This window comes from Yersinia sp. 2542 StPb PI (genome assembly GCF_048593855.1).
In the GTDB taxonomy this organism is placed as follows: Bacteria; Pseudomonadota; Gammaproteobacteria; order Enterobacterales; family Enterobacteriaceae; genus Yersinia; species Yersinia enterocolitica_E.
On the sequence record NZ_JAZGQA010000431.1, the window covers coordinates 1 to 905 of the forward strand.

A 905-nucleotide genomic window follows, 5' to 3' on the forward strand; every position below is an offset into this window, starting at 1 on the left:
TTGAGTTTTATGTATTTTACCGGAATGCATACTTTTCTCATTAATCAGATTTGCATTGAGAAAATCAACGTAAATCTATACAATACTGCCAGCTAGACGTGAAAGAAGCCTTTTGTTTTTCTTGCGATATTCGCCCACGTCTACTCTAAATAATAGGAATAGGGCAGTAATATGATGAACAACGATGTGCTCCGTAGTGTTCGCTACATGCTTAACGTAAACGATATCAAGATAGCAGAAATCATTAAGCTGGCTGATTTTGAAGTGAACAATGCGGATGTCGTTAATTTTCTTAAAAAAGAAGATGAGGCCGGTTATCAAGATTGCCCTGATCTGGTAATGGCACATTTCCTTAATGGTTTGATCTTCTTTAGACGTGGTAAAGATGACAAGTTCCCGGCCCCAGCGGTAGAGCCAGTCATTACCAACAATATTGTATTGAAAAAACTACGTGTGGCATTTGAGTTGAAAGATACTGATATGCACGATGTCTTTAATGCGGTTGAATTCCCAGTATCCAAACCTGAGCTAAATGCACTGTTCCGCAAAGAGGGCAGCAAAAACTTCCGCCCATGTGGTGATCAGGCTTTGCGTTATTTCCTGAAAGGTTTGACGCTACGTATACGTGGTCCTAAAAAGTAAAATTGATCATATCGATATAACTATCTGATATAGATTATTAATAACAAAACAGGAGTGGCAATTTGGCACTCCTGTTTTTCGTTAAAATTAAGCGGCACTCTTCTCACCACTCTCTGAATTAACACCACTCTGTTTTTTAATTACCTGCTCACATACTTCCTCTCATTGTTGCACTATCTGTGCCCGTGCGTTGCGCATTATTGGTGCAGACAATTAGGCCGTTTATCCGGTTATTTGGCAACGTTATCTATAATCTTCAATTA

1 protein-coding gene is annotated in these 905 nt (G+C 39.0%); it reads left to right on the forward strand.

Annotation, left to right across the window (positions count from 1 at the left end; genetic code table 11):
* The first annotated feature begins 171 nt into the window (after positions 1–171).
* Entirely contained in the window at positions 172–642 is a 471-nt protein-coding gene (locus V1952_RS22105) for a DUF1456 family protein (protein ID WP_083159488.1), read from the forward strand.
* Positions 643–905 lie beyond the last annotated feature (263 nt).